General features: G+C 50.5%; 1 protein-coding gene. It reads left to right on the forward strand.

The annotated features are described in order from the left end of the window. Nucleotides 1–51: 51 nt before the first annotated feature. Nucleotides 52–273, forward strand: a 222-nt coding sequence (locus tag ACYP03_RS26160) for a hypothetical protein (protein ID WP_459782693.1), incomplete at its 3' end; no start/stop codon positions are given.

The raw sequence follows: 273 nt of genomic DNA on the forward strand, positions 1-273 counted from the left end.
CTAGACCATCAGCGCAAGCGTGTTATCGCCCACGCAGCAATTGAACCTAGCATGAGTGATTTACTGACATCCGGCACCAGCCTGTTACTGGAAGAAGCCAACCTCTCGTTACAAGGTGTGAGTAATATCGGTAACCTGATAAAGGGCAATTATCTGACGTTGATTCCTGGCGAAGGTGAACCTGCCCGGCACTTCCAGGCATTCACTCAGGATCAGCTTGAAGAGAAACGTCCCGGGGCTGCCGTCATTCATCTGTACGCCGATAAGAAAATG

Source organism: Photobacterium sp. R1 (assembly GCF_054600795.1).